At 66.5% G+C, this 26,959-nt stretch carries 21 protein-coding genes and 1 pseudogene; 2 read left to right on the top strand and 20 right to left on the bottom strand.

The genetic code is table 11. The annotated features are described in order from the left end of the window. Window positions 1-24 precede the first annotated feature (24 nt). Window positions 25-666, top strand: a complete 642-nt coding sequence (locus tag EX20_RS24840; protein WP_011882249.1) for a LysE family translocator — start codon at window positions 25-27, stop codon at window positions 664-666. 5 nt (window positions 667-671) lie between these two features. Here the strand turns inward: EX20_RS24840 and EX20_RS33275 are convergent. From EX20_RS33275 to EX20_RS24745, 20 genes and pseudogenes are all read right to left on the bottom strand, one after another. Then, window positions 672-835 (bottom strand): annotated as a pseudogene (locus tag EX20_RS33275) (ISNCY family transposase); the annotation flags it as partial. Window positions 836-1,060: 225 nt separating this feature from the next. Then, entirely contained in the window at window positions 1,061-2,506 is a 1,446-nt protein-coding gene (locus tag EX20_RS24835) for an NAD-dependent succinate-semialdehyde dehydrogenase (protein ID WP_034195073.1), read from the bottom strand. Between the two features lie 157 nt (window positions 2,507-2,663). Continuing rightward, the gene (locus EX20_RS24830; protein ID WP_011882247.1) at window positions 2,664-3,980 is read right to left on the bottom strand and encodes a c-type cytochrome; all 1,317 of its coding nucleotides are present in this window, start codon (window positions 3,978-3,980) and stop codon (window positions 2,664-2,666) included. 14 nt (window positions 3,981-3,994) lie between these two features. Then, complete coding sequence (locus EX20_RS24825; RefSeq protein ID WP_034195072.1) at window positions 3,995-6,214, bottom strand: xanthine dehydrogenase family protein molybdopterin-binding subunit; 2,220 nt, start codon at window positions 6,212-6,214, stop codon at window positions 3,995-3,997. Between the two features lies 1 nt (window position 6,215). Continuing rightward, entirely contained in the window at window positions 6,216-6,671 is a 456-nt protein-coding gene (locus EX20_RS24820) for a (2Fe-2S)-binding protein (RefSeq protein ID WP_011882245.1), read from the bottom strand. A 143-nt stretch (window positions 6,672-6,814) separates the two neighbouring features. Further along, window positions 6,815-7,114 (bottom strand): putative quinol monooxygenase, encoded by a 300-nt coding sequence (locus EX20_RS24815; RefSeq protein ID WP_011882244.1) that lies wholly within the window; start codon window positions 7,112-7,114, stop codon window positions 6,815-6,817. An 85-nt stretch (window positions 7,115-7,199) separates the two neighbouring features. After that, window positions 7,200-8,258: an NADP-dependent oxidoreductase gene (locus EX20_RS24810; protein WP_034195071.1), complete on the bottom strand. Its 1,059-nt coding sequence runs from the start codon at window positions 8,256-8,258 to the stop codon at window positions 7,200-7,202. Window positions 8,259-8,445: 187 nt separating this feature from the next. Continuing rightward, window positions 8,446-9,066, bottom strand: coding sequence for a TetR/AcrR family transcriptional regulator (locus EX20_RS24805; RefSeq protein ID WP_034195070.1), 621 nt, complete (start codon window positions 9,064-9,066; stop codon window positions 8,446-8,448). Between the two features lie 202 nt (window positions 9,067-9,268). Then, on the bottom strand, window positions 9,269-12,430 hold the full coding sequence (locus EX20_RS24800; RefSeq protein WP_034195069.1) for a multidrug efflux RND transporter permease subunit: 3,162 nt from the start codon (window positions 12,428-12,430) through the stop codon (window positions 9,269-9,271). A 142-nt stretch (window positions 12,431-12,572) separates the two neighbouring features. Further along, window positions 12,573-14,222, bottom strand: a complete 1,650-nt coding sequence (locus EX20_RS24795) for an ABC transporter ATP-binding protein (protein ID WP_034195068.1) — start codon at window positions 14,220-14,222, stop codon at window positions 12,573-12,575. Continuing rightward, window positions 14,219-15,346, bottom strand: a complete 1,128-nt coding sequence (locus EX20_RS24790; protein ID WP_014724877.1) for an ABC transporter permease — start codon at window positions 15,344-15,346, stop codon at window positions 14,219-14,221. Before EX20_RS24790 ends, EX20_RS24795 begins: the two co-directional genes overlap by 4 nt. Next, entirely contained in the window at window positions 15,300-16,352 is a 1,053-nt protein-coding gene (locus tag EX20_RS24785; protein ID WP_011882238.1) for a microcin C ABC transporter permease YejB, read from the bottom strand. Before EX20_RS24785 ends, EX20_RS24790 begins: the two co-directional genes overlap by 47 nt. Before the next feature lie 13 nt (window positions 16,353-16,365). After that, window positions 16,366-18,288, bottom strand: a complete 1,923-nt coding sequence (locus EX20_RS24780) for an extracellular solute-binding protein (RefSeq protein WP_131929062.1) — start codon at window positions 18,286-18,288, stop codon at window positions 16,366-16,368. Window positions 18,289-18,462: 174 nt separating this feature from the next. Then, window positions 18,463-21,288: a TonB-dependent receptor gene (locus tag EX20_RS24775; RefSeq protein WP_034195067.1), complete on the bottom strand. Its 2,826-nt coding sequence runs from the start codon at window positions 21,286-21,288 to the stop codon at window positions 18,463-18,465. Between the two features lie 345 nt (window positions 21,289-21,633). Further along, on the bottom strand, window positions 21,634-22,209 hold the full coding sequence (locus EX20_RS24770; protein WP_034195066.1) for a helix-turn-helix domain-containing protein: 576 nt from the start codon (window positions 22,207-22,209) through the stop codon (window positions 21,634-21,636). A 299-nt stretch (window positions 22,210-22,508) separates the two neighbouring features. Then, entirely contained in the window at window positions 22,509-23,699 is a 1,191-nt protein-coding gene (locus tag EX20_RS24765; protein ID WP_034195065.1) for a tetratricopeptide repeat protein, read from the bottom strand. Between the two features lie 16 nt (window positions 23,700-23,715). After that, window positions 23,716-24,147, bottom strand: coding sequence for an ExbD/TolR family protein (locus tag EX20_RS24760; RefSeq protein ID WP_011882233.1), 432 nt, complete (start codon window positions 24,145-24,147; stop codon window positions 23,716-23,718). A gap of 81 nt (window positions 24,148-24,228) precedes the next feature. Next, window positions 24,229-24,651 carry an ExbD/TolR family protein gene (locus EX20_RS24755; RefSeq protein WP_034195064.1) on the bottom strand — a complete coding sequence of 141 codons (423 nt, stop codon included), beginning with the start codon at window positions 24,649-24,651 and terminating at the stop codon, window positions 24,229-24,231. A gap of 20 nt (window positions 24,652-24,671) precedes the next feature. Next, window positions 24,672-25,577, bottom strand: coding sequence for a MotA/TolQ/ExbB proton channel family protein (locus EX20_RS24750; protein ID WP_011882231.1), 906 nt, complete (start codon window positions 25,575-25,577; stop codon window positions 24,672-24,674). Window positions 25,578-25,663: 86 nt separating this feature from the next. Continuing rightward, entirely contained in the window at window positions 25,664-26,362 is a 699-nt protein-coding gene (locus EX20_RS24745) for an energy transducer TonB (protein WP_011882230.1), read from the bottom strand. A gap of 302 nt (window positions 26,363-26,664) precedes the next feature. Here EX20_RS24745 and EX20_RS31370 point away from each other — a divergent pair. Next, window positions 26,665-26,959, top strand: a 295-nt coding sequence (locus EX20_RS31370; protein ID WP_156126944.1) for a helix-turn-helix domain-containing protein, incomplete at its 3' end; no start/stop codon positions are given.

The following is a 26,959-nucleotide window of genomic DNA, read 5'->3' as shown; positions in this document are numbered from 1 at the left end:
GGCGATGAGCACAAGGACCCTTAGATGAATCTCGCGCACTTCTCCAGCTTCGGCGTCGCGGTCGCCGTCTACCTGATCGGCACGGCGATGCCTGGGCCGGGCAACCTGTCGATCGCGAACGCGTCGCTCAACTACGGACGCATGCCGGGCCTCGCGACGGCGGCCGGCGTGATCTCGGGCTCGCTGTGCTGGGGCGTGACCGCGGCGGCCGGCGTGTCGGCGATGCTGTTGTCGTACCGGCCGCTGCTCATGTGGCTCAAGATCCTCGGCGCGCTCTATCTGCTGTGGCTCGCGCACAAGGCGGTTCGGACGGCGTTCTCGTCGCGCGATCCGATGAAGGCGGCCACGCAGACGCGACGCGGCGGCGCGGCGGTGTTTTATCTGCAGGGACTCGGCATCCACCTCACCAACCCGAAGGCGATTCTGTCGTGGTTGACGGTGACGACGCTCGGTTTGTCGGCGAACTCGCCGGCGTGGACGAGCTTCATGCTCGTCGCCGGTTGCGCGACGCTCGGCTGCATCGTGTTCACGACGTACGCGCTTGCGTTCTCGTCGCATTCGGCCGGGCCGTTCTTCACGCGCACGCGCAAGCCGTTCGGTCTGTTTTGCGGCGCGTTCTATTGTGTGCTCGCGGCGGGCTTCATTCGTTCGATCGCCTGGCAGTGACGTGGCGGCCCGTGATCACGCAATCGGCCGACCCGTCGCCGGATCTGCCGGCTCGTCAATTCCAGCCGTTCGGCTGCACGCCACGGCTTGAGCTCGCCGTTACGTCCTGAATGATCTTGAATCGGTCCAGTTCGCGCATCGTCATCGAGATCCGCTCCGTTGCAGCCATCGCAGCCTCCGGCGCCGGGAAATCGGCAGCCGGACAGCTTACGCGCCCGAAAGCGGACATTTCTAAATGGCTAGAACACGACATTTCTAGAAAGCTACTACATCGCTCAGATTGATAATTCACGTTATGTAAAGTTTAAAATAGGCAACTCAAACCCAGCACCACCAACCACCCCTCAACCGCGCGCCGCACAAAACGCGGCGCGCGCACGGCATCACCTGACCATCAAACCGCCATCACCGTCACCGACTTCGTGACGAGATACGGTTCGAGCGCTTCCGGCCCGCCTTCCGACCCATAGCCCGAATCCTTGACGCCACCGAACGGCATTTCCGGCCACGGCGTAGCCGGCTGGTTGATCCACAGCATCCCGACCTCGAGTCGCTGCGTCAGCAGATGCACGTTCGCGAACGAACGCGTGAACGCGTAGCCGGCCAGCCCGAACGGCAGACGGTTCGCTTCCGCGATCGCATCCTCGAGCTTGTCGAAGCCGCGAATCGCAGCAACGGGGCCGAACGGCTCGTTGTTGAACACGTCGGCTTCGAGCGGCACGTTCGCGATCACGGTCGGCGCGAAGAAGTTGCCTTCCGAGCCGATCCGCTCGCCGCCGGTCTCGATGCTCGCGCCGACCTTGCGCGCGTTCTCGACGACCGACGCCATCGCGGTCAGCCGGCGCGGATTCGCCAGCGCGCCGAGCGTCGTGCCTTCGTCGAGACCGTTGCCGATCTTGAGCCCCTGCGCATGCGCAACCAGCGCACGCGTGAATTCGTCGCGGATGCTGTTGTGCACGAGGAAACGCGTCGGCGAGATGCACACCTGGCCCGCGTTGCGGAACTTCGCGCCACCGGCAGCCTTCACCGCGAGCGCGACGTCCGCATCCTCGGCGACAATCACCGGTGCGTGGCCGCCCAGCTCCATCGTCGCGCGCTTCATGTGCTGGCCGGCCAGCGCCGCCAGCTGCTTGCCGACCGGTGTCGAACCCGTGAACGTCACCTTGCGGATCACCGGATGCGGAATCAGATACGACGAGATTTCCGCGGGATCGCCGTACACGAGACCGACGACGCCCGCAGGCACACCGGCGTCGACGAACGCGCGCAACAGCGCAGCCGGCGATGCCGGCGTCTCCTCCGGCGCCTTCACGAGGAACGAGCAGCCGGTCGCGAGCGCCGCGCACAGCTTGCGCACGACCTGGTTGACCGGGAAGTTCCACGGCGTGAACGCCGCGACCGGACCGACCGGCTCCTTCACGACCATCTGCTGCGCGCCGAGATTGCGCGGCGGCACGATGCGGCCGTACACGCGGCGGCCTTCGTCGGCGAACCATTCGATGATGTCGGCCGCCGACAGCACCTCGATGCGCGCTTCCGTCAGCGGCTTGCCCTGCTCCTGCGTCATCAGTTGCGCGATCGCATCGGCGCGCTCGCGCACCAGCGCGGCGGCCTTGCGCATCGTCGCCGCGCGCTCGTGCGCGGGCACCTTGCGCCACGCTTCGAAGCCGCGCTGTGCCGCGGCAAGCGCGCGGTCGAGATCGGCGATGCCCGCGTGGGCCACCTTGCCGATCGCCTTGCCGGTCGCCGGGTTCACGACGTCGATCGTCTTGCCGCTCGCGGCGTCGACCCACTCGCCGTCGATCAGCAGTTGTGTATCCGTATAAGTCACGTTAGCCATCCAGACACCCCTACTTTGCGTCGATAAATCGCGCGCTGCCGCGAACGGCCGCGCGCCGGTTGACAGAAAAAGCCGCGCTACCGCGCGTGGCATGCGGCAGCTCGACGACAGGCACGCGGTACGCGCGCCCGTCGTGGTTCGCCGCACCCGGCCGGGCTCAACGCGCGGCCGCCGTCGCCTTGCGGAGTTTCGCGACCTCCGCAGCCTGCACGGCCGGCGCGCCGTTGTTCCAGCCTGCGCGCATGAACGTCAGCACATCGGCGATCTGCCGGTCGTTCAACTGGTCCGCGAACGCCGGCATCGGATACGCCGACGGCACGCCGCCGATGACGAGCGTGTCGCTTCCGTTCAGCGTCACGTTGATCAGCGACGACGCATCGGCTTCGAGCACGTTCGGGTTGCCGGCGATCGGCGCGAGCAGCGGCGCATAACCGCGACCGTCGGCGCCATGGCAATGCAGGCAGTAAGCGTTATACACCTTCGCGCCCGGATCGTTCGCCGGCCGACCCAGCGCGACCTGCGTCGCCTTGGGATCGTAGCTGTAAGGCGGCGCACCCGTGCCGCCCGCCGCCGGCAACGATTTGAGGTAGCGCGAGATCGCCGCCAGATCGTCGTCGCTCAGCGCCTGCGTGCTGTGGTTGATCACGCCGACCATCGCGCCGAATGCGGTCGCATGCCGGTTCGCGCCGGTCTTCAGGAACTGCGCGACCTCGGCGTCGCTCCAGCGGCCGAGCCCGGTATTGGGCTCCGCCGTCAGGTTCGACGCGAACCAGTTGTCGAGCGCCGCACCGGACAGGAACGCACTGCCGCCCTCGTCCAGCGCCTTTTCCTGGAAGCCGACGCCGCGCGGCGTATGGCACGACCCGCAATGGCCGAGCCCCTGCACGAGATACGCGCCGCGATTCCACGCCGCATCCTTGGCCGGCTTGTCGGTGTACGGCGTCGTGTCGAGGAACACGGCGTTCCACAGCGCCAGCGGCCAGCGCATGTTGAGCGGCCACGGAATGTCGGAAGCACGATTGGCCTGCTTCACCGGCTCGACGCCGTGCATGAAGTACGCGTACAAAGCCTTCACGTCGTCGTCGCGCAGTTTCGCGTACGACGGATACGGCATCGCCGGATACAGCCGATGGCCGTCCTTCGCGACGCCCGAGCGCAGCGCGGCCGCGAACTGCGCCTCCGTGTAGCCGCCGATGCCGGTGTCCGGGTCGGGCGTGATGTTGGTCGTGTAGATCGCGCCCATCGGCGTGGCCATCTTCAGGCCGCCGGCGAACGGCGCGCCGCGCGGCGCGGTATGGCACGCGATGCAGTCGCCGGCTTTCGCGAGATACGCGCCGCGCTCGACGAGCGCGCTGTCGGCCGGCGCGGCCGTCGCGGCGCGCGCCGCGAACGGCGTCAGCGCGGCAAGCGCCAGCAGCGACGCACCGAGCATGCGCACGGCACGATTCACGGGATTCAGAGACAGATTTTGCATGGTTCGTTCTCCCGTCAAGCCGTCTTCAGCTGGGCGCCGACCGGCAGCTTGCGCAGCCGCTTGCCGGTTGCCGCGAAGATCGCGTTCGCGACGGCCGCCGCGGTGGCCGCGGTGCCCGGTTCGCCGATGCCGCCCGGCGCCTCGGCGCTCCTGACGAGGTGAACCTCGATCGGCGGCGTCTCGTTGATGCGCAGCACCCGGTAATCGTTGAAGTTGCTCTGCACGACGCGCCCGTCCTTGATCGTGATCTCGCCGTACAACGCCCCGGTGATCCCGAAGATGATGCCGCCCTGCACCTGCGCCTCGATCGTGCTCGGGTTCACCACCATCCCGCAGTCGACCGCACACACGGCGCGCTTGACCTGCACTTCGCCGTCCTCCACCGCGACGTCGATCACGATCGAGAAGAAGCTGCCGAACGCGTGCATCACCGACACGCCGCGCCCTTGCCCCTTCGGCAACGGCGAACCCCATCCGGCCGCCTTGGTCGCGACGTCGAGCACGTTGCGCGCGCGCGGCGTCTTGCCGAGCAGCGCGCGGCGGTATTGCGCGGGATCGGTGCTGGTCTGCGCGGCGAGTTCGTCGATGAAGCTCTCGACCACGAACGTGCTGCGGGTCGGGCCGACGCCGCGCCAGAACGCGGTCGGCACGTGGCGCGGCTCCTGGCGCACGTAGTCGACGAGCTGATTCGGCAGGTCGTACGGCAGATCCGCCGCCACCTCGACCGCATCGGGATCGACGCCGTTGCGGAACGCCGGCGGCGCGAAGCGGGCAAGAATCGACGAGCCGACGATCCGGTGCTGCCATGCCACCGGCTTGCCGTTCGCGTCCAGGCCGGCCGAGATCTTGTCGTAGTAGTACGGGCGATACATGTCGTGCTGGATGTCTTCCTCGCGCGTCCACACGACCTTCACCGGCGCGTTCACCTGCTTCGCGATCTTCACCGCCTGCGCGACCATGTCCGTCTCGAGCCGACGGCCGAAACCGCCGCCGAGCAGATGGTTGTGCACGACGATCCGCTCGGGCGCCAGGCCCGTCAGACCGTGCACGGTGTCGCGCACGCGCGTCGGCACCTGCGTGCCGACCCACACGTCGCAGCCATCGCCGCGCACGTGCACCGTGCAGTTGACCGGCTCCATCGTCGCGTGCGCGAGCAACGGTTGCTCGTAGACGGCATCGATGCGCGTCTTCGCGTGCGCGAACGCGTTGCCGACGTCGCCCTCCTTGCGCGCGACCGCGCCCTTGCCGTTCGCGGCGGCGTGTGCGAGATCGGCGACGATGTCCTGCGTCGACACCTTCGCGTCGGCACCCTCGTTCCACTTGACGACCAGCGCGGACGCGCCGCGCTTGGCGGCCCACGTGTGGTCGCCGACGACCGCGACCGCGTCGTCGGCGCGCACCACCTGGCGCACGCCGGGAATCTTCTTGGCGGCCGTAGCGTCGACGCTCGCGACGGTCCCGCCGAACACCGGGCTGTTCACGATCACCGCGTACAGCATGCCGGGCAGCCTCACGTCGAGCCCGAACTGCGCGGTGCCGTCGACCTTCTCCGGCGAATCGAGCCGCTTCACCGGCTTGCCGATCAGCTTGAAATCGGCCGGCTTCTTCAGCGCGACGTCCTTCGGCACCGGCAGCTTCGCTGCGGCGTCCGCAAGCTGGCCATACGATGCGCGCCGGCCGCTCGGCGGGTGCCGCACTTCGCCGTTTTCCGCACGGCATGCGGCCGGATCGACGCTCCATTGCTTCGCTGCGGCAGACACCAGCAACGTGCGCGCGGTCGCGCCGGCGCGCCGCAGCGGCTCCCAGGCATAGCGCACCGACGTCGAGCCGCCGGTCAGCTGGCCGCCGAGCAGCGGATCGGAGAACAGCTTCTCGTTCGGCGGCGCATGGTCGAGCGTGACGCTCGACAGCGGCACCTCGAGCTCCTCGGCGATCAGCATCGGCAGCGCCGTGTAGACGCCCTGTCCCATCTCGACCTTCGGCATCACGAGCGTGACCTGGCCGGCGCGATCGATCTGCACGAACGCGTTCGGCGCGAATACGCCTGGGCGCGCGGGTTCATCCGCGTCGCCGCCGATCACCGAGCGCCGCGCTTCGCCGCCCGCCGCCGGCATGCTGAAGCCGAGCAGCAGGCCGCCGCCCGCGGCCGCGCCGAGCGACATGCCGGCCTTCAGAAATGAACGGCGCGACACGCGCGCGCCGGCCCGCCCTGCTTCGATCAGTCCTCGCGACATCTCAGCCTCCGTTCGCGGCGTGTTTGACCGCTGCGCGAATCCGGTTGTAGGTGCCGCAGCGGCAGATGTTGCCTGCCATCGCCGCGTCGATGTCGGCGTCGCTCGGATGCGGGTTCGACGCGATCAGCGCGGTGGCCGCCATCACCTGCCCGGACTGGCAATAGCCGCACTGCACCACGTCGAGCTCGCGCCATGCTTCCTGCACCTTCTGGCCGGCCGGCGTTGCGCCGACGGCTTCGATCGTCGTGATCTTGCGGCCGGCGACGGCTGCGACCGGCAGCACGCACGAACGCGCCGCGACGCCGTCGAGATGCACGGTGCATGCGCCGCACTGCGCGATGCCGCAACCGAATTTCGTGCCGGTGAGGCCGACGACGTCGCGCAGCACCCACAGCAGGGGCATGTCGTCAGGCGCGTCGACCGTGCGGCTTTCGCCGTTGATATTGAGGGTGACCATTCAGCCTCCGGGGCCGGTTTATTGGGGAGACGGCGCGGATGATCTGCTGCGCCGCGTTATTGTCGTCATTGCCGCTGCGTGATGCGCAGCGGCTGCCGTGCGGCTCGGGGCGGGAGGCGAGCCGCACGGGTGCTGCTGCGGCGTCAGTCGGCCACGTCGAGGCCGGCCAGCACCTTGATGACCGGCGGCGCCGAGAACCAGTCCGCCGACTTCGTCCGGAACTGCGTGAAGTGCGGGCTGGCGAGGTGCGCATCGAATGCGGCCTGGTCGTCGTAGACCTCGTACAGGTGCAGGTTCGGCGAACCGTCCTGCTCGCGGAACAGGTCGTAGCGGCGGTTGCCCGGCTCGACCCGCGTCTTCGCGACCATGCTGCGCAATTCGGCCTCGGCAGCCTGGAAGTGTTCGGGTTTCACGAACAATGAAGCAATCACGTGTAGCGCCATCTTTCACTCCTTTGGAAACGGAAACGAGCATGCCACAAGCCGGCGTTGCGCGACGCCAGCGTGCAGTGGAGGTGCGGCTGCGGTGTCAGTCGAGCTGGTCTGGGCCGACACGCACGACGACCTTGCCGAAGTTCTTGCCGGCGAGCAAGCCGATCAGCGCCTGCGGCGCTTCGGCGAGGTCGGGGACGACGTCCTCGAGCGTCTTCACCTTGCCCTGCGCGACCCATTCGCTCATCTCCTTCAGGAACGGGGCATAGCCGGTCGCATAGTGGTCGAGAATGATGAAGCCCTGCATGCGGATGCGCTTGCGCAGGATCGTCCCCATCAGCGCCGGCACGCGATCGCGGCCGGCCGATACGGCGGTGTCGTCGTATGCCGCGTCGTTGTAATGCGCGATGATGCCGCACACGGGCACACGCGCGTGATCGTTGAGCAGCGGCCATACCGCGTCGAACACGGCGCCGCCGACGTTCTCGAAATAGACGTCGATGCCGTCCGGACAGGCATCCTTCAGCCGCGCGGCGAATTGCGGATCGCGGTGATCGACGCAGGCGTCGAAGCCGAGCGTGTCCTTGACGTACGCGACCTTTTCCGCGCCGCCCGCGACGCCGACCACCCGGCAACCCTTCAGCTTCGCGATCTGGCCGACCACCGAGCCGACCGCGCCGCTCGCCGCGGCCACGACCACGGTTTCGCCGGCCTTCGGTTCGCCGATGCTCAGCAGCCCCGTGTACGCGGTGAAGCCCGGCATGCCGAGCACGCCGAGCGCATATGACGGATGCGCGAAGTCGCGGCCGAGCGGGATGAGATCGCGGCCGTCGGACAGCGCATAGTCCTGCCAGCCGCTGCCCGCGACGACCAGATCGCCTTCGCGATACGCGGGCAGGTTCGATGCGACGACGCGGCTGACCGTGCCGCCGACCATCACGTCGCCGAGCGCCACCGGCGGCGCATACGACGGCGCGTCGCTCATGCGGCCGCGCATGTACGGATCGAGCGACAACCAGACGGTGCGCAACAGCACCTGGCCGGCGCCGGGCACCGGCACGTCGGCGGTTTCGACACGGAAGTCATTCGCGGTGGGTGCGCCGACCGGGCGCGCGTTTAGGACGATTCTGCGGTTTGCTGTGTTGCTTTGCGGCATGGGAACCTCCGTCAACAGGTTGGCAAGTGCGGGTTGGCAGTTGCGATTGGCAGGATCGGATCGGTGGCCGATGCGGCGACGTCGTCGGCGAAGCCGCGGCCATCGGGATCGAGCAATGAGATTTCGGTTTAGTAGACCAGTCGTCTAGCGTTGGAGCAAAAACAAGGCGCGCCAGTGCGCGCCTGCATCACACCTGCGTCCCCTCCTCCGTGACGGGTGGCAGGTTCAGCATCCGTCGGGTTTCGCGCATCGCGTGTTCGAGCGGCTTGCGGTTGCGGTGAATCTTTTCCAGCAGCGTTGCGCCGAGCCACAGTTCGTAGAGAGTCGCGGCCGTGTGCGCGGGATCGTCGACGCCGTGCAGCGAACCGTCGGCCAATGCTGCGTCGATGCCGCCCGCGATCCGCTCGATGATCTGGCCGGTGCCGCGCCGCAGGACCGCGCGCATCGCCTCCGACAGATCGGACACCTCGGCGCCGAGCTTCACGGCCAGGCATTTGCCTTCAAGATCGTCCGCGCACTGCGTGTGTAGCCAGTTGCCCCAATACGTCATCAGGCGCTGCGCGCCGGTGCCTTCGTGATGCTTGAGCAGGTTGTCGAGATGCGCCAGATAGCCGTCGAAATACGCTTCGAGCAGCGCTTCGCCGAACGCCTCCTTCGAGCCGAAATAATGGTAGAACGAGCCCTTCGGGATGCCCGCCGCGGCGAGAATCTCGTTCAGACCGACCGCCGAAAACCCCTTGTGGAGCATGATCGGCTTCGCGATGTTCAGGATGTGCTGGCGGACTTCCGCGCCCGAAGATGCATTCATGATGGCGTATCTTAGCAACGATTAGACCGGTCGTCTAGCAAGGCTGGGCCGGGGGATTTCAGCGGGACTTTACCTGAAGCGCGCCGCATTACAACTTCGCTCTTACGAACAAAAATTCTCGAGAAACGATTCCGTCGAACGAGAAAAGCTGCAGAAAATGCGGTCGGCCGCCATGGCTACTTGACGTTCGCTGCCCTCGAATTCACTCGCGAACGGCCTCGGCCTGACGGTCGTCCCGCTTCGTCACCCCCACACGCGGGCCACGCCGACCACCCGACGCCACGACCCGAAACGCCACCGGCGCGAACACCAGCCCGAACACCGTCGCCGCGAGCACGCCTCCGAACGCGCCGGTCCCGATCGAGCGCCGGCTTTCCGCACCCGCGCCGGTCGCCAGCACCAACGGCACGACGCCGAGCAGAAACGCCATCGACGTCATCACGATCGGCCGAAACCGCGCGGCGGCGGCCTCGACCACCGCCTGCCGCAACGGCACGCCGCGCCCGCCCAGTTCGCGCGCAAACTGCACGATCAGAATCGCATTCTTCGCCGACAAGCCGATCACCGTAATCATCCCCACCTTGAAGTAGACGTCGTTCGGCATTCCGCGCGTGAGCGCGGCCGCCACCGCGCCGACGATCCCGAGCGGCACGATCGTCAGCACCGACAGCGGAATCGTCCAGCTTTCATACAGCGCGGCAAGCGCCATGAACACCGCGAGCACCGACAACCCGACCAGCAGCGGCGTCTGTCGTTCGGCGATCCGCTCCTGGCGCGCCGCGTCGACCCAGTCGTAGCCGATCCCGGCCGGCAGCACCGCGGCAAGCCGCTCCATCTCGGCCATCGCCGCGCCCGAACTGGTGTGGGCCGCCGCCCGGCCGCTGATGTCGAGCGACGGATATCCGTCGTAGCGATTCAGCATCACGGGCCCGACCGTCCAGTGCGGCGCGGCGATGGCCGACAGCGGCACCATGTCTCCCGTCCGGTTCGGCACCGTGAGCGCCATCAGCTCCCCGTCGGTCGCGCGCGCGGCCGGATCCGCCTCGATGATCACGCGGCGCATCCGGCCCGATGCCGGAAAGTCGTTGATGTAGTTCGAGCCGAACGTGCCGCCGAGCAGGCCCGCGATGCGCTCGAACGGCACGCCGAGCGCATACGCCTTCGCGCGGTCGACGTCTAGTTCGATTCGCGGCGCATCCGGCAAGTCCTCGAAATGCACGGACGCGAGCGCCGGGTCCGCCTTCGCGCGCGCTGCCAGTTGCTCGCGAGCGGCCTTCAGCACGTTGAGCCCGACCCCGCCACGATCCTCGAGACGGAACGTGAAGCCGTCCGCGTGACCGATGCCGGGCACCGATGGCGGCAGCGTCGCTTCTACGTCGCCGTCGAGAATCTCGCCGAAACGCCGATTGAGACGATCGCGCAGCGTCGTCGCATCGACGTCGCGCTGCGCCCAGTCCTTCAGTTCGACGAACGCCATCCCGACGTTCTGCCCGCTGCCGGCAAAACTCCAGCCGATCACGCTCGTCACGTTCGCGACGGCCGGCTCCGCCCGCAGGAGCGCCTCGACGCGCTGCACGACCGCGACCGTGCGCGCCTGCGTGGCGCCGGCCGGCAACTGGATCATCACCTGCAGTTGCCCCTGGTCCTCGGTCGGCAGGAAACCGCCCGGCATCATCCAGTACAGCAGTCCGCACACGGCCACGAATACGACGTAGATGCCCGCGACCGTGCCCGTGCGGCGCACCGCCGACACGGTCATGCGCCGATAGCCGGCCTCCGCGCGAGCGAATGCGACGCCGAAGCGGTCGGCCAGCCGCGTGCCGAGGCCGCGTCGCGGCACGCGGCGGCCCCCGTCTTCGCGACGGCCGACCGGTTTCAGCAGATTCGCGCACAGCGCCGGCGTGAGCGACAGCGCCATGAACGACGACACGAGCATCGACGCGATCATCGACACCGCGAACTGCCGGTAAATGCCGCCGACGCTGCCCGGAAAGAATGCCATCGGCACGAACACGGCCGTCAGTACCGCCGTCACGCCGACGATCGCCCCGCCAATCCGCTTCATCGCGCGGCGCGTCGCCTCGCGCGGCGACACGCCCTCCTCCATCACGCGGTGCACGCTCTCGACCACGACGATCGCATCGTCGACGAGAATGCCGATCGCCAGCACGAGACCGAACATCGTGAACACGTTGATCGACAGCCCGAACGCCCACATCGCGACGAATGCACCCATCAGCGTGACGGGAATCACGACGGTCGGCACGAGCGTGTAGCGCAGTTCGCGCAGGAACAGCCACATCACGCAGAACACCAGCACGACGGCCTCGGCGAGCGTGAGCACGACTTCCCGGATGGCGATCGTCACGAAATGCGCGCCGTCGAACGGAATCTCGATCGCGACGCCCGGCGGCAGCGTCTTCGATAGCGCGGCAAGCCGCGCACGAATCGCGTTGGAGGTTTCGAGCGCGTTGCCGCGCGGGCCGAGCTGGATGCCGACGGTGGCCGCCGGACGGCCGTTCAGCCGGGAATAGAACGAATAGTCGTCGCGGCCGATTTCAACGCGGGCGACGTCGGCGACGCGCACCACCGAACCGTCCTGCTTCGACTTCAGCACGATCCGGCCGAACTCCTCCGGCGACGTCAGTTGTCCCTTGACGACGATCGTCGCCGTCAACTGCTGGCCGTACACGGACGGCGCATCGCCGATCGCGCCGGCCGTCACCGTCGCGTTCTGTGCGCCGATGGCCGCGATCACGTCGTCGGCGCCGAGGTCGTATTCGCGCAACTTGCCCGGATCGAGCCAGACCCGCAGCGCCTCGTCGGCGTCCCACAGCTGGGCCGAACCGACGCCCGGCGCGCGCTTCAGTTCGCGCAGCACGTAACGGTTCAGATAGTCGCCGAGCTGCGCGGAGTCGCGCGTGCCGTCGGTCGACGTCAGCGTGACGAGCATCAGGAACGTGTTGGCCGCCTTGAACACGCCGATGCCCTGCTGCACGACCTGCTGCGGCAGCCGCGGCTCGACCTGCTTCAGCCGGTTGTTGACGTCGACGAGCGCGATGTCCGGATCGGTGCCCGGTGCGAACGTCACGTCGATCTCGAGATTGCCGTGACCGTCGCTGTTCGTCTCGTAGTACTGCAGGCCGTCGGCGCCGTCGAGGCTTTCCTCGATGATGCTGCCGACGTCGCCGTCGACCGTCTCGGTCGACGCGCCCGGATAGGTCGCGGTGATGACGACGCGCGGCGGCGCGAGGCGCGGATACTGCGCGATCGGCAATTGCGGAATGGCCAGCACGCCCGCGACGACGATCGCGAGCGCGACGATCCACGCAAATACCGGGCGGTCGATGAAGAACGACGGCATCGCGGTGCGTCAGCGAAGGGCCAGCGGCGCGACTGCGCTTGCCGCCGGGCCGAACGACCGGTGGCAGGCGTCGTCGCGCCGCATCGAACCTGCGTCGCTGCGCGACGCCCGGGCGGCAAGGGCGCCCCGCGCCCGGCTCACGTCAATCATTTGCATTCCCTTCCCTCCGCTCAGGTTCCGGTGCCGGTTCAGGTGCGAGCATCGACGACGCGAGCAGCGCCCGCGTATACGGATGGGACGGCGCGTGCAACACGTCGAGCGTATCGCCCTCCTCGACCACGCGTCCGGCCTTCATCACGATGACCCGGTGGGCCATCGCGCGCATCACCGCGAGATCGTGCGTGATGAACAGGTAGCTCAGTGCGTACTTCTTTTGCAGACGCGTCAGCAGATTCAGCACCTGCTTCTGGATCGACACGTCGAGCGCGCTCGTCGGCTCGTCCAGCACCAGGAGCTCGGGCTCCACCGCCAACGCGCGCGCGATCGCGATGCGCTGGCGCTGGCCGCCGGAAAATTCGTGCGGATAGCGCAGCATCGCTTCGGCCGGCAGGCCGACCTCCTGCAGCAGCGCGGCGACCCGCGCGCGCCGCGCGGCGCCGGCCACCGCCGGTTGGTGCACGGCGAGCCCCTCGCCGACGATCTGCTCGACCGTCATGCGCGGCGACAGCGAGCCGAACGGATCCTGGAACACGACCTGCATGCGGCCGTACAGCGTGCGCCGGCCGCGCGTCGTGCGCAGCGACGCCAGCGGCATGCCGTCGATCTCGATGCCGCCCGACGCCGGCCGCTGCAGCCCGAGCACGGCCGCCGCCAGCGTCGATTTCCCCGACCCCGATTCGCCGACGATGCCGAGCGTCTCGCCGCGTTTCAGGCTCAGCTTCACGTCGTGTACGGCCCGGAACGAAGTCTTGCCGAACACCGCGCGCCAGCCCTTCGTCGCGATGCGGTAATCGACGGCGAGCTGCTGCACGTCGAGGATCGTCGGCGCGCCGGCCGCCACCGGCTCGATGGCGCGTTGCGGCGCGCTGTCGAGCAACCGGCGCGTGTACGCGTGTTGCGGCGCCTCGAACAGCGCACTCGTCGTGTTCGTCTCGACGAGCACGCCCTGCTCCATCACCGCCACGCGCTGCGCGAAGCGCCGCACGAGGTTCAGGTCATGCGTGATCAGCAGCACGGCCATCCCGCGCGCGGCCGCCTCCTGCTCCTGCAGTTCGATCAACAGGTCGACGATCTGCTGGCGCACCGTCACGTCGAGCGCGGTCGTCGGCTCGTCGGCGAGCAACAGCCGCGGCCGGCACGCGAGCGCCATCGCGATCATCGCGCGTTGCCGCTGGCCGCCCGACAACTGGTGCGGAAAACTGTCGATGCGCCGCTCCGGCTCCGGAATCCCGGTGCGCCGCAGCAGCGCGATGCCGCGTTCGCGCGCGTCGCCCGAGCGCAGCCCCTCGTGCAGCCGCAGGCTCTCGGCGATCTGCTTGCCGATCGTATACAGCGGGTTGAGCGCCGTCATCGGCTCCTGGAACACCATAGCGATATCGGCACCGCGGATGCCGCGCATCTGCTGCTCGGTCTTCGCGAGCAGATCCTCGCCGTCGAACAGCATCTGCCCCGACAGCGTCGCCTGCTGCGCGAGCCGCAGGATCGACAGCGCCGTCACGCTCTTGCCCGAGCCCGACTCGCCGACGAGCGCGACACGCTCGCCGCGCCCGACCGCGAGGCTCAGATCCTGCACGGCGGCTTTCGCGCCGAAGTGCGCGGAGAACCGCCGGATGTCCAGCAAGGGCGCGGTCATCGTTGTTCCCCGCCGAAGGCCGAGCCGCGCGCGCGCATGTCGAGCGCGTTGCGCAGCGCGTCGCCCATGAACGTGAGCAGCAGCAGCGTGACGACCAGCGCCGCGAACGCGGAGATCGAGATCCACCACGCGTCGAGGTAGTTCTTGCCTTCCTGCAGCAGCTCGCCGAGGCTCGGCGTCGGCGGCAGCACGCCGAGGCCGAGGAAGTCGAGGCTCGTGAGCGACAGGATCGCCGCGCTCATCCGGAACGGCAGGAACGTGATCACGGGCGTCAGGCTGTTCGGCAGCACGTGCCGCCACATGATCTGCCGGTTCGACAGCCCCATCGTGCGCGCGGCCTTCACGTAGTCGAGCGCGCGGTTGCGCAGGAACTCGGCGCGCACGTAGTCGGACAGCACGAGCCAGCCGAACATCGACAGCAGGATGAACAGCAGCCACAGCGACGGCTCGAAGATCGACGCGAAGATGATCAGCAGGTACAGGTCGGGCAGCGCGCTCCAGACTTCGATCAGGCGCTGCCCGACGAGATCGGTGCGCCCGCCGTAGAAGCCCTGCAGCGCGCCCGTCAGCACGCCGATCGCGACGCCCGACACCGTCAGCGCGAACGCCATCAGCACCGACAGCCGAAATCCGTACAGCAGCCGCGCGAGGACGTCGCGGCCGAACTGGTCGGTGCCGAGCCAGTTGCTCGCGGACGGCGGCGCCGGGTACGGCCGCGACGCGAAATAGTCGATCGTGTCGTAGCGGTAGCGGTTCGGCGGGTAGATCGCGAAATTGCCGTGCGACTCGATCTTGGCCCGGATGTACGGATCGAGATAATTCGTTTTCGCCGGAAAATCGCCGCCGAACTGTGTCTCCGGATAGTCCTTCACGATCGGGAAATAATAGTGGCCGTCGTAGCGCACCACCAACGGCCGGTCGTTCGACAATCCTTCGGCCAGCAGGCTGAGTGCGAACAGCGTGACGAAGATCACGAGGCTCCAGTAGCCGAGCCGCTGCGCGCGAAACCGCAGCCACGTGCGTCGCCATGGCGACGGCGACGGCGACGGCGACGCCGCGTCCGCGACGGCGGCCGGATCAGTGGTCCAGCCGGCTGAACTGGATACGGGGGTCGACGAGGACATAGCAGATATCCGCGATAAGCTTGGTCAGCAGACCAATCAGGGTGAACAGGAACAGCGAGCCCAGCACGACCGGATAGTCGCGGCGGATCACCGAGTCGTACGACAGTTGCCCCATCCCGTCGAGCGAGAACAGCGTCTCGATCAGCAGGTTGCCGTTCAGGAAGGCACCGACGAACGCGGCCGGCAGCCCCGTGAGCAGCGGGATCGCGGCATTGCGCAGCACGTGCTTCCACAGCACGTCGCGTTCCGGCGCGCCCTTCGCGCGGGCGGTCAGCACGTATTGCCGGCCGATTTCGTCGAGGAACGTGTTCTTCGTGAGGATCGTGACGATCGCGAAATTGCCGACCACCGACGCGGTGACGGGCATCACGATGTGCCACAGATAGTCGAGGGTCTTGCCGAGCAGCGTCAGGTCGTCGAAGTTGTCCGACGTGAGCCCGCGCATCGGAAACACCTGCCAGAACGTGCCGCCGCCGAACAGCATCAGCAGCAGCACACCGAGCACGAAACCCGGCACGGCGTAGCCGGTCAGCACCAGCACGCTCGTCACGGTGTCGAACCGCGAGCCGTTGCGCACCGCCTTCGCGATGCCGAGCGGCACCGATATCAGGTAGGTGAGGATCACCGTCCACAAGCCGAGCGTGATCGACACCGGCAGCTTCGAGCGGATCACGGCCCACACGCTGCGGTGCGCGAAATAGGACTGCCCGAGGTCGAACGTCGCGTAGCTTTTCAGCATCAGCAGATAGCGCTCGAGCGGCGGCTTGTCGAAACCGAACTGCTTGCGGATCTGCTCGATCTGCTGCGGGTCGACGCCCTGGCTGCCGTGGTAGCCGCCGCCGCCTCCGCCCGCGTCCCCGCCGCGCGCGCTGCCGTGGCGCAACTGCGCGAGCACCTGCTCGACCGGGCCGCCCGGCACGAACTGCGTGACCGCGAACGTGATCGTCACGACCCCGATCAGCGTCGGGATCATCAGCAGCAACCGCCTCAATATGTATGCCAGCATCGTAGCTCCCTCGTCAGGCCGCCGGAGCGGGTTGGGCCGCCGGCCGCTTCACGTACCAGTAGTCGATGATCCAGTCCTCGTACTGATAGGAAGCCGGCACGACCGGCGGATGGCCGAGCGCCGTCTTGTACGCGATCCGCGCGTTCGGCAGGTAGTACTGCGGGACCAGCACGTACAGGTTGATCAGCACGCGGTCGAGGGCATGCACGGCCGTCTCGAGATCGTCGAGCGTACTGGCCGTGAGCGCCGCTCGAATCAGTGCGTCGACCGCCTTCGACTTCACGCCCGGATAGTTCTCCGAGCCGGGCTGCGATGCGGCCTCGCTGCCGAACCGGCGTGTCAGCTCCGCACCCGGGATCGTCACGGGCAAGTAGATATAGGTCGTCATGTCGTACTCGAAATTGTCGAGCCGCTTCTGGTAGAGCGCGCTGTCGAGCTCGTGCAGGAACGCATGGATGCCGAGCGTCTCGAGCGCCTGCGTGTACGGCAGGATCAGGCGATCCATGCCGGGCTGGTCGTCGATGATCTCGATCGTCATCGGCGTGCCGTTCGCGTCACGCAGCGCGCCGTCGCGATAGTGCCAGCCGGCCTGCGCGAGCAGGTCGCGGGCTTGCCTGAGGTTCGCGCGCAGCGAGCCGGGCGGCAGCGTCGACGGCTGTTTGATCATCGGGCCGAACACCTCCGCCGGCAGCGTCGACCGGTAAGGTTCGAGCAGCGCGAGCTCCTTCGCGCTCGGCATGCCGGACGCCGCGAACGGGCTCGCCTCCCAGAAGCTGTTGGTGCGGCGATACTGCCCGTAGAACATCATCCGGCTCATCCAGTCGAAGTCGAATGCCAGCGCGAGCGCATGCCGCACGCGCACGTCCCGGAACATCGGCTTGCGCAGGTTCATCATGAAGCCCTGCATCTGCGCGGGGCCGTCCGGGAATTCGCCCTTCTTCAACAGCCCGTTGCGGAAGTTCTTGCCGACGTACTTGCGCGCCCACTGCGTCGAGCTGTATTCCATCCGCGCGTCGACATCGCCGGCCTTGAACGCCTCGAGCGCCGTGTACTGGTCGAGATACAGCTTGAACGACACGCGCGCGAAGCGGAACATCCCGCGCCGCGACGGCAGGTTCGCGGCCCAGTAGTGCGGGTTGCGCACGTATGCGATCTGCTTGTCGTTTCTGCGCTGCTCGATCAGGTACGCGCCGCTCGCGATCGGCGGCACGTTCGCGATCTGGTCGAACGGTGGGCGCGTACCGTCGGCGCGCTGCCCCCACTTCGGCGAGAACACCGGCAGGTCGCCTGCGATCAGCGCCGCGTCGCGCTCCGCGTGCTTGAATTCGACGCGGATCGTGTGGCTGTCGACCACCACCGCGCGCTTGATGATCGAGAACTGCGCGTTGTAGATCGGCGACGCTTGCGGGCTCGCCAGTGTATCGAGCGAATACTTGACGTCGGCCGCGGTGATCGCGTCGCCGTTCGAGAAGCGTGCGGCCGGATTGATGTGAAACGTGGCCGACAGCCCGTCGGGCGCCACTTCGACGTCGTCGGCGATCAGCGCGTATTCGGACGCCAACTCGTCCCAGCTGCGCTGCATCAGCGTGTCGAACATCAGGTTCTTGATGTCCGGCGCGGGCGAGCCGCGGGTCAGGAAGGGGTTCAGCGAGTCGTAGCTCTGGGCCGTATCGTAGTTCTCGAAGTTGAGCGTGCCGTCATTCGGCGCGTCGGGATCCGCATAATCGAAATGCGTAAAGTTGGCCGAGTACTTGGGCTGATCGTATTGAGAGATCGCGTTGGCGGCCTCGGCGGCCGAAGGCGCGAAAGCGTTCAGCGTCGACGCCACGCACACGGCAGCTGCGATGCGAGCGATTCGCCCGCGTTGCCGGCCGGCCCGCAGCGCAAAGCGAACCGATTGCGGCGCGTGCGGCAAACGCAACGTTACAAGTCTCATCTTCTGCTTGTCCTGGGATGCGCCGGTTGGCTGCCGGCACGGATTCAGTATGGTTGTCGCAACGGCTCGACGCCGCCGGATCGCACATAACGGCGTCAGGCCGGAAAGGGCCGCTCCCGGCCGGTAAAGGGAAGCGGAGCGGCCCATCGCGTGCCATTCAAACCGATTGCAGCATCAGAACTTGTAGGTCGCGCCGATCTGCGCGAATCGACCGACATACGTGTACAGCGATGTGTCATAGCCCGTCTGGTAGCTCGCGTTCATAAAGACCGGATCGAACGGCGGCGCACGATTGAAGATGTTGTCGATGCCGGCGTAGATCGTCCAATGCTTGAAGCCGGTGTAGCTGACCATCAGGTTGAACTGACTGTACGAAGCCACGCTGTCCTGCATGTTCGGATACTGGCCCGGCGACAGGATGGCCTGGCTGTACGGTCCCGTGAACATCCACGTCAACGTCGCATTCCATTGGTTGTGGTAGTTCCAGTTCAGACTCGTATTGCCCTTCCAGCGCGGGAAGCTGCCGCCGAACGGCTCGTTCAGCGAACCGTTGTTGCCCGCGAAGTCGGTCGTCTCGCCGCCCACCGGCATCTTGAAGTGCCATACGTAGGCCCAGTCACCCGACAGCGTGAACGTACCGATCTTGGTCGACACCGATTGGCGGAAGGTCGTCTCGAAGCCGTCGGTGTCGAGCGACGACAGATTCATATACGGCAGCACCACATACGCGATGGAGCCGTTCGGGTTACGGATCACCTTCGACGGATCGTTCTGGTCGACCACCGTCTGGATGTCTTCCGTGCCGATCACGTTGTCGATGTGGATCTTGTACCAGTCGAAGCCGAAATCGGTATTGCGGGTGGGCGACAGCTGGAAGCCGATGTTGTAGTTCTTGGTGCGCTCCGGTTGCAGCTTGCTGTTACCGGCCTGCACTTCCTCGACGAGGTTGTATGCGTTCGGGTTGTTGGGATCGTTCGAATCGACCGCGCCCTGCGCGCTGTAGGTCCTCGACGAAGTGTTTTCGATCAGCGTCGGTGCGCGGAAGCCGCGGTTGTAGGAACCGTACACCGTCAGCTCGCGGATCGGCTGGAAGCGCAACGCGAAGCGCGGCGAGAATGCGCCACCGAAGTCGCTGTAGTGGTCGTAGCGACCCGACTGGCTGAACGTCAGGTTCTTCAGGATGGGAATGTCGATCTGGTAGTAGACCGCCGCGACGTTGCGCTCGCCGTTGACCGATTGCAGCGACGGCTGGATGAACGTGCCGTTCACGTAGTCCGCGCCTGTACCGATGTACTGGCTCTGGTGCGTGAATTGCGTACCGAGACCGAGGCCGACGTTACCCGTGGGCAACGTGAACAGGTTCGGCGTCGACAGCGTCGCATCGACAGCGTCGAGCTTCGTGATGGCCTGCGTCGACGTGCTTCCGTAAAGGCCGTTCAACCCGTTCGGTGTCGACGACGGATTGGCGAAGTTGAACACGCCGTTCTGGACGATGTTCTCCAGCGCGGCTGCGTTGATCAGGTTCGAATAGTTGTTCGACACCGTGTTCTGCGAATGCGTGTAGGACGCGGTCCAATCCCAATCGCCCACGCGCGGCGTGCTGAACGAGCCTTTCACACCCGTCGCGGCACGCCAGAAGTTCGAGCTCGTGTGCACGGACTGCGTGGCCGGGAACGAGTAGACCAGCTTGGCCGGCACGCCGAACGGGTTATACGGGTTGCTGCCCGGCACGAGGTTCGAAATCGGGTTGAGACCGCCCGTCGCCGGATCGTAGGTCTGCGTGCTGTTGCCGAGGCGGCCGACGAAATTGTTCGTGACCGTCGTATTGTTGCTTTCCCAGAGATCGGCGAACGCCTGCATCGCGTCGCTGATCTTGAAGTCGGCGTGCACCTTCGCGCTCAGGCGTTCGGTCCACGGCGACAGCGACGACGCGTACGCGGTGTTGTTTGCGCAGACCGTGCCCGGACCGTTGACCTGCGCGACGGAGGTGCCCGGCACGGCCTGGCCTCCGTTCGGACACGGGCTCAGCGGCACCTTCGCGCCGGTGGTCGGATTACGCCAGTACGACACGTTCTGGTTCGACAGGCCGCCCGGGAAATTGGAGAAGTCCTGGTTCTGCGTCGTGTCGCGATCGGCGATCGAGATGCCGTTCGACTTGTAGTAGCTGAGCGCCGCCGTCACGTTGAAGCGGTCGGCGTTCAGGTCGCCGATGCCGCCGAGGACGCTGAACTGCGTCGTGCCCTGGCCGCCTTCACCGTTTGTCGCACCACCGTAGCTGCCGCCCAGTTCAAGACCCTGAAAGTTTTTCTTCGTGATGATGTTCACCACGCCCGCGATTGCGTCCGAACCATACTGGGACACCGCGCCGGTCTTGACGATTTCGATGCGGTCGATGATGTTGAGCGGCAGCGTATTCAGGTCGAAGAACTGATCGCTGCCGTTCACGGCGAACGCATACGGCGACACCCGCATGCCGTCGATCAGCACCAGCGTGTATTTCTCGCTGAGGCCGCGCAGCGCGATACCTGCGCCGCCCGGCGCGAAGCTGTTCGTCGAACCTTCGCTCCAGCTGCTTGCCGAATTCGCCGAGGTGCTGCGCAGGTAATCAGCGACGTTGGTCTGACCGCTGTTCTGGATGTCCTTGCTCGTGATGGTCTGCACCTGGTTGAAGCCGACCTTGTCGGCCTGCCGGATCAGCGAACCCGTCACTTCGAATCGCTTGATCTGCGCGACCTTGCCTTGTCCGTTCGCGCCCGGCGCGGCAGGCGTCGCCTCGGCTGCCGCGCTCGATGCCGCGGCACCCGTGGCAGCGACAGCGCCCGCCGTGCCGTTCGCCTGCGAAACGGTCACGGGTGCGCCGTTCGCGACCGCATCCGCGATCGATGCGGCTCCCGGCGCCGGCTGGCTCTGGGCGAACGCCGGCGGCACCAGCACGGCCGTCAACGCCAGCTCCGCCCAGACTATCCTCTTGATGGCCAACGCCAAAACTTTCTGCTTCATCTTGTTCCCTCTCGCTCGTAGTAAGACCCCACCTGCTGCACGCCGGAACTTTGTGAGTTCCTTGCGCGTCCTGGGCGCCCGTGTAACGGACCCCGCCATAGCCACCCTTTCGACTGCCACGACTCGAACGGATCGGCCTCGGGCACCCGTGCCACTCGGCATCACCGTCTCTTAACGTTTTTATTCGCAATACTTACTACATGTAATGAGCGCACTTCCTGCAATTTCCAATTCGATGGACGACGGGCAGTGAAGACGTCTGCCGGCCGTACTGCGTACTGCGTGCTGCCTTCCATCGATTGGATACTTCTTCTGCGTCGCGGCGTGCGGCGCCTGCCGCCTCCGCTAGAACAGCCTCGGCGTGCCAACCCAGACGATCACCGCCTCTTCGTCGGCCGTGTTGTGCCACGCATGCGGCACCGTCGATTCGTAATGCGCGGTATCGCCCGCGTTCAGCGTGAACGTGCAATCCTCGAGCGTCAGCGCGACCTGCCCGCGCATCACGTAGACGAATTCCTCGCCCGCATGGGTCGTTATCTCGGACGGCGACTGCCCCGCCGGCATCCTGACGAGAATCGCGTCGAGCTTGCGGCCATCCGCCGGGTTCGTCAGCTTGGCGAACAGGTTGGCCGAGTTCGTGAACTGGAAATACTGCAGCGCGTGCGCACGGCATACCGAACGCGCTTCTGTCGGCGTGTCGATGAAGTACTGCATCGTGACGCCCAACGCTTGCGCGATCCGGACCAGCGACGTGATCGACGGCGTCGCGCGCCCGCGTTCGACCTGGGACAGGAACGGCTTCGAAATGCCTGCGATCCCGGCCGTTTCGTCGAGCGTGAGCTTCAGACGCTGGCGCAGCGCCCGGATCTTGTTGCCTAGCGATACGGCGACCAGAACCGACTCATCAGCGGACACAGTCATGGAAGTGCGGGGCCTCGCAGTCGAAACTGGTTTGATGTCGTCGATCCTTGACCGATGCGATGACGCGACCGGCTCGGCGGGATACCCGGCCGCGCGCTGCCGCGGGCAGCCGGCGCGTGGTGCGGCGTGGCGCCGTCGTCGCCCGTCATCGGATGTTTCGCAAATTTGATTCGCCTTGCTAATCAACAAGATCGCCCCTTTCCATCTTCATGTCCGACCTTCGACGGCTTGTCCTTCTGCCGCGCTACGCTGCTCGTCGATTGCGTGCGTGTCGCACGCCGTCGTGCCCTTACGTCGCGCTACGGGGATGCCACCGCGATCCACAGCTTCGCCAGATCCGCCGAACCGTCGTTACCCTTCACCGTGCGCAGCACCTGGACCGCATGCGCCTTCTGGCCCGCAACGTAGTACGCCTCGCCGAGCCGCAGCCGCGCCGCATCGGGATGCTCGAGCCCGCCCTTCGCGATCACCTGCTCCATCGTCGACAGCCCCTGCGCCGCGTGGCCCGCAAACACCAGATTCATGCCGACATCGAGCGGCGCCACCGGATTGGCTGCGTCCGCACCCGCTTGCGTACGCTTGGCAGCCAGCGCCTGCAGCCGCTTCTCGCGGTCCGCCTGCCCATCCTTGCCGAGCACGCCGGACGCGAATCCCTGGTCGATCACCTGCCTGCCTTCAGCTGGCGTTCCTGCCACCAGCGCGAGCTGCGTCATCTCCATGTAGGCGTCGGCCGTCGTCAGCGTGCCCGTCGCTCTGCGCAATCGGTAGATGTCGAGGTCGAGCGACGACAGGTAGCCGGGGCTGCCGCGAATGGCCGAGATTATGTCCGCCCAGTACGCGGGGCTCGGATGATAAGCGACCAGCATGCCGAGCGCGCTGCGATAGGCACCGGCATCCTTGCTCTTTTGCGCACAGGTCGCCAGCATCTGCAACTGCCCTTCGTCGGGCGCATGGCCGGCCTGCGCCTGCGCCTCCGTGCTGGCCTTCAACTGGCTCACGACCTGGCTGCAATCGTTCGACAGGTAATACGACTGTGTGAGCAGCGTGCGCATGTCCGGATCCGTGCCGCCCGCCTTCAGGTAGCGCTGCGCGACGCGGATCGCCTGCGGATAGTTCTTCTGCTGGAAGTAGATCCCGGCGAGCGCCGCCGTGGTCCGCTGCTCGTCCGCGCCCGACAGGCGCCCCGAGTTCACGACGGTTTCGTAGGCCTGCGCGGCCACGCCGGTATCGCCGGCCGCCATCGCCGCCGCGCCGCGCGTCGCTTCCACCATGTAGGTTTCATACGGCGTGCGATTCGGCACGGCGGCCGCCTGCGCGATCTTGCCGAGCGCGTCGCGATACTTGTGCGCGCGATACAGGTCCTGCGCCGCCGCCAGCGGCTTCGCCACATCGGGCCGCAACGTGTCGGCCGCCCACGCCGGCCGGCCGAGCACGCAGGCCGCCCCGAGCGCCGTCAGCGCCATCATCCGTTTCCATCGTCGCTGGTTCATCGGTCGGCCTGTTCCGTCATTGCATGAACTGCTCGTTTCCGATCAAGCCGATCTTCGTCGCGCCCACACGCTGCGCGGACGCCAGTACGGCCGCCACGTCCTTGTACGGCGCCAGCTTGTTCGCCCGCAGATGGATCTCCGCCTGCACGGGCTCGTGCGCGACCGTCGTCAGCTTCGCCTCGAGTGCCGCGCGATCCGGCACCGGCGCGCCGTTCCACGTGGTCGTGCCGTCGAAGTCGATGTCGATCTGCACGACCTCCGGCGGCGTAGCGGGCGGCGGAGGGTTGCCCACCGGCAGATCCATCTTCACCGAGTGCATCTGAATCGGGATCGTGATGATCAGCATGATCAACAGCACCAGCATCACGTCGATCAGCGGCGTGGTGTTGATGTCGACCATCACGTCCGGCTCGCTGCCGCCCCCGCCCGAAGGCACGTTCATTCCCATCGTCTGCTCCTGTCGATGCTCGCTCCGATCCCATGCGTCGCCGTCAATCGGAATCGGCGCGCATGCTGTTCCCCCGCAAGGCTAACCACCCCGCACCGGCGGTTCCGTAATGAACGACACCTTCGCGATACCGGCCCGCTCGCACATCGTGACGACCCGGCCGATGAACTCGTAGCGCGTGTTCTGGTCGCCCCGCACGTGCACGCTCGGCTGCGGTTGCTGCTGAGACACCCCCTTCAGCTTCGCGAGCAACGTCGACGCATCCACCAGTTGCTCGCCCCAGAAGAAATCGCCGTCGCGGTTCACCGCGATCTCGACGCTTTTCGGCGTCGTCTGCAGCGGCTGCACGACCTCCTTCGGCAACTGCAGCTGGATCGTGTGCGTGACGACCGGAATCGTGATCAGGAAGATGATCAGCAGCACCAGCATCACGTCGACGAGCGGCGTCGTGTTGATGTTCGCGATCACCTCGTCGCTTTCGTCCTGCCCGACGTTCATGCCCATCGCGCGCCTCCGTCAGCCGGTCAGTTCACGAGCGACGCGGCACGCGACGGCGCGCGAGCGGCACGCTTGCCGCCGGCCAGCAGCACGGTATGCAGCTGGGCGCCGAAGTTGCGGACCCGCTCCATCACCGACTTGTTGCGCCGGACGAGGAAGTTGTAGCCGAGTACGGCAGGCACCGCGACTGCCAGGCCGATCGCCGTCATGATCAGCGCCTCGCCCACGGGGCCCGCGACCTTGTCGATCGACGCCTGGCCCGCGATCCCGATCGCCGTCAGCGCGTGATAGATGCCCCAGACAGTCCCGAACAGCCCGACGAACGGCGCGGTCGAACCGACCGTCGCCAGGAACGCGAGCCCGTCCTGCATGCGGTTCGACACGTTCGTGATCGACCGCTCGACGGACACGTCGATCCACGTGTTGCGGTCCACGGCTTCGAGCAATGCCTCCTCGTGATGCTCGCCCGCCTCGATCGCCGTTTCGGCGATGAAGCGGAACGGCGATGCCTCGTCGAGCAGCTTCGCGCCCTCCGCCAGCGAAGGCGCGCTCCAGAGTTGCGCGTCGGCGAGCTTCGCGCGGCGGTTCGCCCGCAACTGCTCGACGAACTTCGTGACCATGATGTACCAGCTGCCCATCGACATGATCACGAGCAGGATCAGCACGAAGCGCGCGACGAAGTCGCCGTTCTTCCATAGCGCGCCGAGCCCGTACGGATTCTCGACCGCTTCAGTGGCGGCAGGCGCCGGCGGCGGTGCCGGCTCGGCGGCGGCAGGCGCCTGCGCAGGCGCCGCAGCCTGTGTCGACGCATCGGATGCCGCCGCGGATCCGCTCGCTTGCGCGTAAGCGAATTGCGGTGCAACGAGCCCGTCGATCGCGGCGACGGACATCAACAGGCTTGCCGCCAGCGCGGCCAGAGAACGCTTGGTCATAACCCACTCCGATTCTTTCGTATAACTTATGATTAAATTTCAGGCCGGTTTTCTCCGGTCCGGCTCCCGCCGGACCGCCCACTGCATCAATTCAGGTTGAACGAGAACGGCACCTGCACCCGTACTGCCTGGCCTTGCGCCACGCATTTGAACCGCTTCACGGTGTTGTAGGCGGCACGATCGAGCACGGGGTCGGCCGACTGGGCCACGCGTTCGTTCGTGATGTTCCCTTCCGCATCCACGACGAACTCGATCGTCACGTCACCGGTGATGTTGTTTTCCTGCGCTTCCTTCGGGTACTGCATCGATGCGCGGATCGTGTCCGAATTCGGGCAGACGACGCCCACTTCGTGACTGACCGGCTTGGCAGGTGCGGGCGGTGCGATGACGGGCGCTTGCACGGCCGGCGCGGACTGCACTGGTGCCGACTGATGCGTGATCGTCGCCTGCGGCGGCGCTTGCACCGGCACTTCAGGCGGCGGCACGAACGGCGGCGGCGGGGGCGCGAACTTCGGCGGCGGAAGCTTGACGACCGGCATCGGCGGGGGCGGCGGCGGTTTCACCGGCTCGATGATGCGGGTTTCGATTGGATGCTGGATCACCTGCACGACTTTCGTCGCGAGGCCGTTGAGCAATGCGTAGATCAGCACTGCGTGCAACAGGAGAACGACTGCGATGCCGCCGAAACGGCGCACCGGATTCTGCTGCTTCTTGCCGAATTCCCGCGGACGCCCGAGCGTGGCAAGCCCGCTGTTCGAAGCAATCAGATGCTTTTCGACTTTCATGCCCACTATCCATCCCCCAAGCGAATCGCCCAGTTTCACGATGATGGCCGGCCCAGGAACCGGGTCGGTTCCGTCGCCGCCTCAACGCGAAATCTAATTTTTAATGCAATTTGCAATCCGAATCGAAAGCATCGATTTCGGATCCGAATTCATTCAATTTCAAGGAATCGTTTCAACCGCCACGGGATAGCCGCCTTATCCGGCATCCACCCCGCACCAGCGTTCAGGCAATTGTCAGCTGCGTCGACACAGCTTAGACTCTAGCTTCAAGTGCAACACCTTTGATGAGATAGGGTGTTGCGATGACGAATTACAAGCATCTGAGCGCCGAAGAGCGCGCGGTGATCATGATCGAGAAGGCCCGGAACACGAGCGTCAGAGCGATTGCAAGGCTGCTTGGCCGCAGCGCGTCGACGATCACACGAGAACTGGCGCGCAATCGTACGGAAGCGCCTCGCTGCTATGACGCCACAAGCGCGGCCAGAGCCTATCGGACGCGCCGCGAGCGAAGTCGGCGTCAGGCGAAACTGGCAGCAGGAAGCACGCTGTACTGGCGGGTGCATCACGATCTGGTTTATCGGTGCTGGTCGCCGCAGC

The organism is Burkholderia sp. WP42 (assembly GCF_000745665.1).
GTDB lineage: Bacteria > Pseudomonadota > Gammaproteobacteria > Burkholderiales > Burkholderiaceae > Burkholderia > Burkholderia vietnamiensis.
Note: the sequence above shows the minus strand (reverse complement) of the source record. Positions and strands in the feature narration are given on the sequence as shown.

What these genes read in the sequence shown, in the direction of transcription:
- EX20_RS24805 (WP_034195070.1), bottom strand. Translation starts at nt 9,066, where the DNA reads ATGAATGCATCTTCGGGCGCGGAAGTCCGCCAGCACATCCTGAACATC.
- EX20_RS24840 (WP_011882249.1), top strand. Translation starts at nt 25, where the DNA reads ATGAATCTCGCGCACTTCTCCAGCTTCGGCGTCGCGGTCGCCGTCTAC.
- EX20_RS24795 (WP_034195068.1), bottom strand. Translation starts at nt 14,222, where the DNA reads ATGACCGCGCCCTTGCTGGACATCCGGCGGTTCTCCGCGCACTTCGGC.
- EX20_RS24810 (WP_034195071.1), bottom strand. Translation starts at nt 8,258, where the DNA reads ATGCCGCAAAGCAACACAGCAAACCGCAGAATCGTCCTAAACGCGCGC.
- EX20_RS24750 (WP_011882231.1), bottom strand. Translation starts at nt 25,577, where the DNA reads ATGACCAAGCGTTCTCTGGCCGCGCTGGCGGCAAGCCTGTTGATGTCC.
- EX20_RS24785 (WP_011882238.1), bottom strand. Translation starts at nt 16,352, where the DNA reads ATGCTGGCATACATATTGAGGCGGTTGCTGCTGATGATCCCGACGCTG.
- EX20_RS24790 (WP_014724877.1), bottom strand. Translation starts at nt 15,346, where the DNA reads ATGTCCTCGTCGACCCCCGTATCCAGTTCAGCCGGCTGGACCACTGAT.
- EX20_RS24830 (WP_011882247.1), bottom strand. Translation starts at nt 3,980, where the DNA reads ATGCAAAATCTGTCTCTGAATCCCGTGAATCGTGCCGTGCGCATGCTC.
- EX20_RS24825 (WP_034195072.1), bottom strand. Translation starts at nt 6,214, where the DNA reads ATGTCGCGAGGACTGATCGAAGCAGGGCGGGCCGGCGCGCGCGTGTCG.
- EX20_RS24780 (WP_131929062.1), bottom strand. Translation starts at nt 18,288, where the DNA reads ATGAGACTTGTAACGTTGCGTTTGCCGCACGCGCCGCAATCGGTTCGC.
- EX20_RS24770 (WP_034195066.1), bottom strand. Translation starts at nt 22,209, where the DNA reads ATGACTGTGTCCGCTGATGAGTCGGTTCTGGTCGCCGTATCGCTAGGC.
- EX20_RS24815 (WP_011882244.1), bottom strand. Translation starts at nt 7,114, where the DNA reads ATGGCGCTACACGTGATTGCTTCATTGTTCGTGAAACCCGAACACTTC.
- EX20_RS24765 (WP_034195065.1), bottom strand. Translation starts at nt 23,699, where the DNA reads ATGAACCAGCGACGATGGAAACGGATGATGGCGCTGACGGCGCTCGGG.
- EX20_RS24820 (WP_011882245.1), bottom strand. Translation starts at nt 6,671, where the DNA reads ATGGTCACCCTCAATATCAACGGCGAAAGCCGCACGGTCGACGCGCCT.
- EX20_RS24800 (WP_034195069.1), bottom strand. Translation starts at nt 12,430, where the DNA reads ATGCCGTCGTTCTTCATCGACCGCCCGGTATTTGCGTGGATCGTCGCG.
- EX20_RS24755 (WP_034195064.1), bottom strand. Translation starts at nt 24,651, where the DNA reads ATGGGCATGAACGTCGGGCAGGACGAAAGCGACGAGGTGATCGCGAAC.
- EX20_RS24775 (WP_034195067.1), bottom strand. Translation starts at nt 21,288, where the DNA reads ATGAAGCAGAAAGTTTTGGCGTTGGCCATCAAGAGGATAGTCTGGGCG.
- EX20_RS24760 (WP_011882233.1), bottom strand. Translation starts at nt 24,147, where the DNA reads ATGGGAATGAACGTGCCTTCGGGCGGGGGCGGCAGCGAGCCGGACGTG.
- EX20_RS24835 (WP_034195073.1), bottom strand. Translation starts at nt 2,506, where the DNA reads ATGGCTAACGTGACTTATACGGATACACAACTGCTGATCGACGGCGAG.
- EX20_RS24745 (WP_011882230.1), bottom strand. Translation starts at nt 26,362, where the DNA reads ATGAAAGTCGAAAAGCATCTGATTGCTTCGAACAGCGGGCTTGCCACG.